At 61.8% G+C, this 8,883-nt stretch carries 7 protein-coding genes and 1 pseudogene; 5 read left to right on the top strand and 3 right to left on the bottom strand.

Annotated features, from left to right (window positions below):
• Nucleotides 1–1,213, top strand: a pseudogene (locus tag BZF57_RS20335) (IS3 family transposase); the annotation flags it as partial.
• A 149-nt stretch (nucleotides 1,214–1,362) separates the two neighbouring features.
• Nucleotides 1,363–2,274: a LysR family transcriptional regulator gene (locus tag BZF57_RS20330; protein WP_162291059.1), complete on the top strand. Its 912-nt coding sequence runs from the start codon at nucleotides 1,363–1,365 to the stop codon at nucleotides 2,272–2,274.
• Between the two features lie 31 nt (nucleotides 2,275–2,305).
• On the opposite strand, the gene BZF57_RS20325 is transcribed toward BZF57_RS20330, so the two are convergent.
• On the bottom strand, nucleotides 2,306–3,157 hold the full coding sequence (locus tag BZF57_RS20325) for an aldo/keto reductase (protein ID WP_276206658.1): 852 nt from the start codon (nucleotides 3,155–3,157) through the stop codon (nucleotides 2,306–2,308).
• A gap of 218 nt (nucleotides 3,158–3,375) precedes the next feature.
• Between BZF57_RS20325 and BZF57_RS20320 the strand changes: the two genes are divergently transcribed.
• Nucleotides 3,376–4,587: an IS256 family transposase gene (locus BZF57_RS20320; RefSeq protein WP_058456888.1), complete on the top strand. Its 1,212-nt coding sequence runs from the start codon at nucleotides 3,376–3,378 to the stop codon at nucleotides 4,585–4,587.
• Nucleotides 4,588–4,615: 28 nt separating this feature from the next.
• Here BZF57_RS20320 and BZF57_RS20315 read toward each other — a convergent pair whose 3' ends face one another.
• Complete coding sequence (locus tag BZF57_RS20315; RefSeq protein ID WP_086741176.1) at nucleotides 4,616–5,422, bottom strand: pirin family protein; 807 nt, start codon at nucleotides 5,420–5,422, stop codon at nucleotides 4,616–4,618.
• Between the two features lie 41 nt (nucleotides 5,423–5,463).
• On the bottom strand, nucleotides 5,464–5,868 hold the full coding sequence (locus BZF57_RS20310) for a DoxX family membrane protein (RefSeq protein ID WP_086741173.1): 405 nt from the start codon (nucleotides 5,866–5,868) through the stop codon (nucleotides 5,464–5,466).
• Nucleotides 5,869–5,989: 121 nt separating this feature from the next.
• Between BZF57_RS20310 and BZF57_RS20305 the strand changes: the two genes are divergently transcribed.
• Nucleotides 5,990–6,886: a LysR substrate-binding domain-containing protein gene (locus BZF57_RS20305; protein ID WP_162291058.1), complete on the top strand. Its 897-nt coding sequence runs from the start codon at nucleotides 5,990–5,992 to the stop codon at nucleotides 6,884–6,886.
• 459 nt (nucleotides 6,887–7,345) lie between these two features.
• The gene (locus tag BZF57_RS20300) at nucleotides 7,346–8,716 is read left to right on the top strand and encodes an IS1380 family transposase (protein WP_066117545.1); all 1,371 of its coding nucleotides are present in this window, start codon (nucleotides 7,346–7,348) and stop codon (nucleotides 8,714–8,716) included.
• The last annotated feature ends 167 nt before the right edge of the window (nucleotides 8,717–8,883 follow it).

Genomic DNA, 8,883 nt, shown 5'->3' with positions numbered 1-8,883 from the left:
CAGAGCTGTGCCGCAAGGAAGGCATCGCCCAGAGCCTGTATTACACTTGGTCGAAGGAGTTTATGGAAGCAGGTAAGCGCCGGTTGGCCGGTGATACCGCCCGTGCCGCGACCACTGGCGAGGTGCAGGATCTGCGCCGCGAAGCCCGCGCCCTGAAGGAATGCGTGGCCGACCTGACGCTGGAAAACCGTTTGCTCAAAAAAAGCATGATCGCGGATGGGGGCGACGAAGAATGAGGTATCCCGCATCCGAGAAGCTCGAGATCATCAGGATCGTCGAGCAGTCCCACCTGCCTGCCAAGCGAACGCTGGACCAACTCGGCATCGCCCGGCGGACGTTCTACCGCTGGTATGACCGCTACCTCGCAGGCGGCCCGGAGGCGTTGGCGGATCGGCCATCGGCTCCAGGCCGGGTGTGGAACCGGATCGCGCCCGAGGTGCAGGACCAGATCGTCGAAATGGCGCTGGAGCAGTCCGAGCTGTCACCGCGCGAACTGGCGGTGCGATTTACCGATGAGCGCCAATACTTTGTGTCCGAAGCTACGGTTTACCGCCTGCTCAAGGCCCACGATCTGATCACCAGCCCGGCATACGTCGTGGTGAAAGCGGCTGATGCGTTCCATACCAAGACGACCCGGCCGAACGAGATGTGGCAGACCGATTTTACCTACTTCAAGATCATCGGGTGGGGCTGGATGTATCTCTCCACCGTGCTCGACGACTTCTCGCGCTACATCATCGCCTGGAAGTTGTGCACCAACATGCGGGCCGAGGATGTGACCGACACGCTGGATGTAGCGTTGGTCGCATCCGGATGCGACAGCGCCACGGTGTTGCACAAGCCCCGGCTGCTCAGCGACAATGGTCCCAGCTACATCGCGGGCGAACTGGCTGAATACATCGAGGCCAACAAGATGAGCCACGTGCGCGGCGCCCCGATGCACCCCCAGACCCAGGGCAAGATCGAGCGCTGGCACCAGACCCTTAAAAACCGCATCCTGCTCGAGAACTACTTCCTGCCCGGCGACCTTGAGGCCCAGATCGAGACCTTCGTCGAGCACTACAACCACCGCCGATACCACGAGAGCCTAAACAACGTGACGCCCGCAGACGCCTACTTCGGCAGGGCACCAGCCATCATCAAACAACGCGAAAGGATCAAGCGACAGACCATTGAACATCGGCGCTTGCAACACCGTAAGCTCGCCGCCTAAAACCCAACAACAGACGAGGCCCGCACTCCGCTAATTTACGCCGCGACCTGTGCCAAATGTTCTGACGACGGACAGTCAGTCAGATTGGATAACCGGGGTCCTGGCGTATGCGCCATTCGCCAATTGCGGACAATCTGGCGTGCGACAAGATGAGCAGCCACGGTCAGCGGATCACTATCCATGAACTAATGGCAGTGGGAGAGGTCGCGGCACGCGGCAACTTTCGCGCTGCTGCGAAAGCTTTGGGCATCGCACCGTCCACACTCAGCCAGCTGGTCGCAAAGGTAGAACAAGAGCTTGGCATCAGACTTCTCAACCGCACGACGCGCAGCGTAGCGCCAACAGAAGCAGGCAGGATGCTGCTCGCACAGATTGGACCGGCATTGCAGACGATCAACCAGGAGCTCGCACGCTGCTCCGATATGCGCGCGACCGTGGCAGGAACGATCCGTATCAATGCATCGGAAAGCGCTACGGCGCGCATCGTTCCACTGATCGTTGCATTCCAGCAAACCTTTCCCGATGTGCGACTTGAATTTGTGAGTGATGCCGGGCTGATCGATATCGTTTCGCTGAATTATGACGCGGGGATCCGCCTAGCCGATGCGGTGCCGCGCGATATGATTGGGATACCGCTCGAGCGCACGAACCGCTTCCTTTTGGTGGCCGCGCCGTCTTATTTGCGCGAAGCGCCACCGATCGAAAGCCCTGTCGATCTCGGTCGGCACGAGTGTATCGGAATGAACTTCGCTGATGGCCGCCCCGTGCCGTGGGATCTGGAACATAATGGCCGGGCTCAGCGCTTCATCCCATCCTGCCGCCTTAGGCTTGGCGGGAACGCGTCGCTGCGCGCAGCAGCGTTAGCAGGTGCAGGCATCGCGTACATCGACGAATGGACGGTACGTAGCGATATTGGCTCCGGTGCTCTGATTGCGCTTCTACCCGAATGGACGCCCGCCTTCGACGGATTGCGGCTCTATTACAGCAATCGCAGGTTGCCATCGGCAGCATTCCGCGCCTTCATCGACTTTATTCGAGCGCATCCCGTTGAAACTCTCTGATACCCAGAGAAGAGCTTGCGCTCGCCCCATCTTATTGGGGCGGACCCGGTACATCCCAGATCGGTGTCAGGCCAGCTGGATTGACGATCCGCTCGTGACGGACCCCGAGGGTCGCAATCGCCGCCATATGGTCGCGGCCGAGCGTGAAGTTGAATAGGCCACGGTACTGCTCCAGCCGATCGGCGCGGCTGGTTCGCGTAAGCGCAGCCATCTTTTCATGCTCCAACACCCAACGTAGTACGATTTGAACGATGCTGCGTCCCGTCTCGCGCGCAATTTCGGCCAGCAGCGGTTCGCTGAACACTCTGCCCACCGCAAGAGGACAATAGGCGGTTAGCAACATGCCTGCATTTCTTGTTGCAGCGTGGATCCGCCGCTGATCCAGAAATGGATGGAATTCGACCTGGTTGGTCGCGAGCGGGCGATCGGAAAGCGACGCAGCGGCTGCGAGCCGTGCGCTGTCGAAATTGCTGACACCTATCATGCGCGCTTTGCCCGCATCTTGTGCACGCGCGAGTGCGCCCACCTGGTCCGCAAGTGGAACATCGCTGCCTTCCGGCCAATGGAGCAGCAGGAGATCGACATGATCGGTGCCCAGATGCCTGAGGCTTTCATCGAGCGAGGTATCGAAGCGCTTGCCGTAATTCGCCGGCCATACCTTCGTCGTGAGAAAGACATCACTGCGCCGAAGCCCGGATGCACGGACAAGATCGCCGACTGCGGCCTCATTGCGATAAATCTGGGCCGTGTCGATATGGCGCAATCCCATCTCGAGTGCCGGGGGGAGCACCCGGGCAAGCGCCTGGCCGTCCATCCCGTAGGTCCCGAATCCAAGCGCCGGAATCGCCGATCCCGCTGCGGTGCAGAGCAAGGGGATTGTCACAACCGCCCTTCCCTGACGAGCGTATCCCGAATTTCAAGAATGCGCCGCTCTCCGGAGGCAGTTAGCGTCCGCGCTCGTGGTGTAATTTTCGGTGGAGATTTAGGTGCTGCTGGTGGTGGGGCATGCCCCACCACCAGCAGTTTCGATCTCGGTGGCCACCGGGCTCATCGGTAAGGTGGAGTTTCCACACGTCACACCCACCCGAGGAGTTGATCCCGATGACCGAAGACAGACTACCGCTTGCCGAGCTGATGGCGAAGACCGGAGACAGCGATTTCCTGCGCAGCATTGCCGAGAGCGTGCTGCAGCTGATCATGGAGGCCGATGTCGACGGCGTGATCGGCGCCGGCCGACACGAGCGATCCGGCGACCGCACGACCTGGCGTAACGGCTACCGAGAGCGCAGCCTCGACACCCGGCTCGGCACGCTCAACCTGAAGATCCCCAAGCTCAGGACCGGGGCCTACTTCCCTGGCTTCCTGGAACCCAGGAAGACCGTCGAGAAGGCGCTGGTCTCGGTGATCCAGGAAGCATGGATCGCCGGCGTCAGCACCCGGCGCGTCGACGAGCTGGTTCAGGCCATGGGCATGACCGGCATCTCCAAGTCTTCGGTCTCGAAGCTGTGCAAGGACATCGACGAACGCGTGCACGCCTTCCTCAAGCGGCCGCTGGCGGGCGACTGGCCTTACCTCTGGCTGGACGCGACCTACCTCAAGGTCCGCGAGGGCGGCCGTATCGTCAGTGTCGCGGCGATAATAGCGGTCGCGGTCAACACCGAGGGCAAGCGCGAGATCGTCGGCCTGCACATCGGTCCCAGCGAGGCCGAGCCGTTCTGGTCGAGCTTCCTCAAGGACCTGGCCCGCCGCGGCCTCAAGGGAGTGAAGCTGGTCATCTCCGATGCCCACGAGGGGCTCAAGGCGGCGATCACCCGCGTGCTCGGCGCCACCTGGCAGCGCTGCCGCGTCCACTTCATGCGCAACGCACTGGCCTACGTGCCCAAGGGGCAGAACACCGTGGTCGCCGCCGCCATCCGGCAGGTCTTCCTCCAGCCCGATCATGCGGCCGCTACCCAGGTCTGGCGCCAGGTCGCCGACCAACTGCGCACCCGCTGGCCGAAGCTGGGAACCTGCATGGACGACGCCGAGCACGATGTCCTGGCCTACATGACCTTCCCCGAGCAGCACCGGGTCAAGCTGCACAGCACCAATCCGCTGGAGCGCCTGAACAAGGAGGTGAAGCGCCGTGCTGACGTCGTCGGTATCTTCCCCAACGAGGACAGCATCATCCGACTCGTCGGCGCCGTCCTGCTCGAGCAGAATGACGAGTGGCAGCTCCAGCACCGCTACATGCAGATCGAGGGCATGGCAGCCCTTGCCACACCAATGATCGAGGAGGCTCAGCCGCTACAGATTACACCCAAGGCCGCCTGACCATGCAGCCCGGTGACCACACCCCAAATTACACCTCATTGACGGACGTGACCCCGGAGGCAAGGGCATCCAGGCTGGAGTGGACTGAATAATAGCCTGTAACGAGAGGATAAGGGTGCCTGCTTGCCGATCCAATAATGAATTCTGTGTCGTCAAGCGCCTTGATTGCGAGCGGACCACTTCCGTCTTCGAAATAGGCAAAATCACCTCTGACGAAGCAGATGCCAGTGTCCAACTCCCCTGTTGCGACTGCGAGCCACAGCGTCTCGTGCCCCTGAGGCGGTGTATAGTTCCAGATTTCACCTGCCTTGAGAGTCACATAGAGGATTGTCGCTGGCGCGGGGTGGCCGATCGGACTGGCGTGGTCCTCGAACTCGCCCAGCAACAGTCTAGCAGGGCCGATGACTGGAACATCGCCGTGTGCAAGGTAAAGGCTTTCAGACGGGCCGAGTTCGAAGTCGGGTGACAAGGCAACCCAGACCTGAAAGCCGCGCGCGGATGCATCGCGCGGTCCCCCACCGTGCCAGGCCCCAGCGCCTGCCTGCATCCATTCAACGCCGCCTGCCTCTACGATCCCATCCGTCCCGTTGGTGTCGACGTAGCTCACCGAACCCTTGGCGATATAGGTCAAGGTTGCAATGCCGGAATGAGGATGCATGCCGAATCCCGGGAACCCGCCGTCGGCGGTGTCGAAACGATCGAGGAAGACGAAGGGCTTGAGCCGTTCGCCGAGATCGTCGGGGCTGAACAGCCGGGTGATCGCGCCATGGCCTTGCCCGCGGGTGCGCAGAGCGACGGTGCGAAGGGGCTGCGTGGAGGAGGTGGGCGCTTGCATGAGAGGAGGCTCCGGTGCTCGGAATTGTCGGAAGTATGGCATCATGCCGCCGCGCGCGACGCGGTGCGGCGCGCGTCGAGGCTGAGCGCGCCGGGACCGAACGCGACGATCTGGAGCAATCCGCCCGCGATCGCGATATTCTTGAGGAAATGGATCATCTGGTTCTGGTCGGCGAGATCGCTGTGGAACAGCAGCGCCGCCGCGACCGCGAACGCCGACAGCACCGCCGCCGCCATGCGCGTGCGGTAGCCGGCGAGCAGGAGAAGGCCGAAGAGCAGTTCGATCACCGTCGAGCCGATGTAAGGAAGCAGCGGATCGATGCCGATCACAGCAGCAATATAGGCCATGGTGCCGGTGGGATCGGTGGCTTTACTGACTCCGCTGAGAAGAAAAATCAGGCTGAGAAGAAGGCGCCCTGCAGGCGCAGCAAAGCGGACGTTATGCATTTGAGTTCCTCGGTTCAAATGGGCAGCGCGAGGTGCGTGCCTTGGTGCGAGGCAAGATTTAGGCTTTCGCAAGAACCAGAAAAACTGGCATATTACCGTACTCTATGTTCAAGGAATTTGAATGATGGCCCGCGTCGGAACACCCAGTCTCGATCAACTCGACGTTTTTCTGGCTGTTGTTGAGACCGGCAGTTTTGCAGCTGCAGGGCGCCGCTTGGGACGGGCCACGTCGGCAATTAGCTACACTATTGGCAATCTGGAGCGACAACTCGGCGTTGGCTTGTTTGACCGGTCGCTGGCGCGGACGCCAGTTTTGACCCAGTCGGGTCAAGCCATCCGAGCGAAGGCTGAAAGAATCCGGGCTGGCATCGACGAGCTTCGGGCTTCAATTGAGGCGGTCGGAGAAGGGATCGAACCCGAACTCGTTGTCGTTGTCGACGTGATGCTCCCCAGCGAATGGTTAGTGCGGGCGGTTCGCGCATTCGAACGGGAGTTTCCAACCGTCTCCCTGAGGCTGCATGTCGAAGCACTGGGGGCCGTGGCTCAGGCTGTGCAGCGTGGTATAGGAGCTGTTGGATTTGGCGGTGGAACAGGTGCACTCCCGGCTGGTCTTGAGCGGGTCGCTATTGGTGAAGTTGACATGATCCCCGTAGCAGCGCCCGACCACCCGGCTGCAACATCTCACCCGGGACCTGCGCGGGGGTATCGACAGCTCGTTCTTACAGTGCGATCCTCGTTCGAAGAGGGGCCTGACAATGGCATCTTCTCGCGCGACCAATGGCATCTCGCCGATCTGGGTGCCAAACACGCTTTGCTTCTTGGGGGATGCGGCTGGGGCAACATGCCCGAGCCGCATGTCCGCGATGATCTCGCTTGTGGCCGGCTTGTCCGGTTGCAGTTCGCGGAGTTCAGGCGAGCCATTTACCCGTTTCATGCGCTGTTTCGAAGCGATACACCCCCTGGTCCGGCGGCACGATGGCTAATTGAGCATTTCGTTAGCAGACAAGAGACCGCCTGATACGCGACGGCTGCATGCAGGCCAGACCTGCCCGAAGCATTTTGCGCCCGGTCGCTTCTGTGACCTGAATACTGCTTCCGTTAAGCATGGTCAGCTCTAACTGTTTGATTGGGTTCGCGAAAACATTGCAGGATCTTGCCTGGGTTTCTCCCCGTAACATCAGACAGAAGGCAGCGCTGGAATAGAAGCGGGTCCGTCGAAGCCAATCGAGTCGGTGATCGCTTTCCATCGCTCCGCAAGCAGAGTGCGTTCAGCTTCTGCCATACGAACCATGTCTGATGAATCTCTACCGAGAATCGTATCCATCCGGTGAAGGCCGCATGATGCTGGCCGGCGCGTAGCCGGGTTTAGCCCATCTTATTCACCGGCGATGTCGTGAAGGGTTGGCGGGAGTGGTGTAAGCATTTGCATTGTTGTAGGAATGTGGTTGTTCAAGCCAGACCTGCAACGGGGCAAAAAATGCCACAGACCACACCCGCCGGATGCGATGATAGCGCGGCTGCATTTTCGTTTCCAGCGGTTGGCGGCAAGAAGGTCACAGCTGCGTTTGACGGCGGCAGGCTGACCTCGGATGGCGGTGTGCTGCTGCTGGCTCAGGCCGAGCGCATGATGGGCATCTGCCAGCAGCTTGCGGCATGTATTGCTGATCCCCGCGATCCGTCGCGGGTGGTCCATCGGCTTGAGGATATTTTCCTTGCCCGTGTGCTGGCGATCGCGTGCGGCTATGAGGATGCCGATGATCTCGACGCCCTGCGCGATGATCCTGGTTTCCGCCTGGCGCTGGGCAAGCTGCCGGGGGCAGGTGCGGGACTTGCCAGCCAACCGACCATGAGCCGATGGGAGAACGCGCCGACCACGCGCGAGCTGGCCAAGATGCTGGCGGCCATGGTCGACATCTACTGTGCCAGCTATCCCGCTGCTCCGGCAGCCGTGACGCTGGACATCGATGATACCTGCGATGTCGTGCACGGCTATCAGCAACTCTCGTTCTGGAACGGACATCATGGCGAGCGCTGCTTCCTGCCGATCCATGTTTATGACACTGCGACCGGCCGTCCGGTGGCGATGCTGCTGCGCACGGGCAAGACGCCTTCGGGCAAGGAGGCTGCGGGCCACATCCGGCGTCTGGTGCGTCATCTTCGCCGCCACTGGCCCGATACCCACATCACCATCCGCGGCGACGGGCATTATGGGCGGCCCGAGGTCATGGCCTTCTGCGAGGCTGCCGGCATCGATTACGTGCTCGGCCTGCCGACCAATGCCGCGCTGCGCGCCGATCCCGTCATCGTCACGGCTGCCGATGCCTGTGCGGTCCGCCGCGCCGAGGAAGGCCGCGTGGTCCTGCGCAGCTATGCCGAGACCCGCTACGGCGCGAAGAGCTGGAACTGCCAGCGCCGCGTCGTCGCCCGGATCGAGGCCAGCACGCTGGGCATGGACATCCGCTACGTCGTCACATCGCTGACCGAGGGCTCGGCCGAGCACATCTACGACACGCTCTACTGCGCGCGCGGACAGGCAGAGAACCTGATCAAGCTGCACAAGACACAGCTGGCCAGCGATCGCACCTCGTGCCGGTCGGCCAATGCCAATCAGATGCGCCTGATCCTGCACACCGCCGCCTACTGGCTCCTGTGGCGCGTCCAGCAGGCGATGCCGAAGACCGCCGCTCTGGCGAGGGCTGAGTTTACCACCCTGCGCCTGCGGCTGCTCAAGGTTGCCGCCCGCGTCATGGAAAGCGCTACCCGCATCCGCGTCGCGTTCGCCTCGGCCTGTCCCGACGCCGATCTGCTGCGCGCCATCGTTCTCGCGCTCAAGCCTGCGCCCACATAGCCGGTGCGGCAGTGCCGCCGAAACCCCCGAGCCAGTCCTTCAACCCGAAAAGCCCATCGATCACAGCGCGGTGAAAAACTCCGCCAAAGGCGCTCGCCCGCGTCACGCCGCCAGCGGCACCGCCGGCGCCGGGTAGCCTGCAAACGCACCCTCATGAATAAGAGAGG

The sequence above is a fragment of the Erythrobacter colymbi genome, from assembly GCF_002155685.1.
Lineage (GTDB): Bacteria > Pseudomonadota > Alphaproteobacteria > Sphingomonadales > Sphingomonadaceae > Erythrobacter > Erythrobacter colymbi.
The sequence above is the reverse complement of the archived record's forward strand: the minus strand, read 5'-3'. Positions and strand labels throughout refer to the sequence as shown.

What these genes read in the sequence shown, in the direction of transcription:
- BZF57_RS20305 (WP_162291058.1), top strand. Translation starts at nt 5,990, where the DNA reads ATGATGGCCCGCGTCGGAACACCCAGTCTCGATCAACTCGACGTTTTT.
- BZF57_RS20330 (WP_162291059.1), top strand. Translation starts at nt 1,363, where the DNA reads ATGAGCAGCCACGGTCAGCGGATCACTATCCATGAACTAATGGCAGTG.
- BZF57_RS20300 (WP_066117545.1), top strand. Translation starts at nt 7,346, where the DNA reads ATGCCACAGACCACACCCGCCGGATGCGATGATAGCGCGGCTGCATTT.
- BZF57_RS20320 (WP_058456888.1), top strand. Translation starts at nt 3,376, where the DNA reads ATGACCGAAGACAGACTACCGCTTGCCGAGCTGATGGCGAAGACCGGA.
- BZF57_RS20315 (WP_086741176.1), bottom strand. Translation starts at nt 5,422, where the DNA reads ATGCAAGCGCCCACCTCCTCCACGCAGCCCCTTCGCACCGTCGCTCTG.
- BZF57_RS20310 (WP_086741173.1), bottom strand. Translation starts at nt 5,868, where the DNA reads ATGCATAACGTCCGCTTTGCTGCGCCTGCAGGGCGCCTTCTTCTCAGC.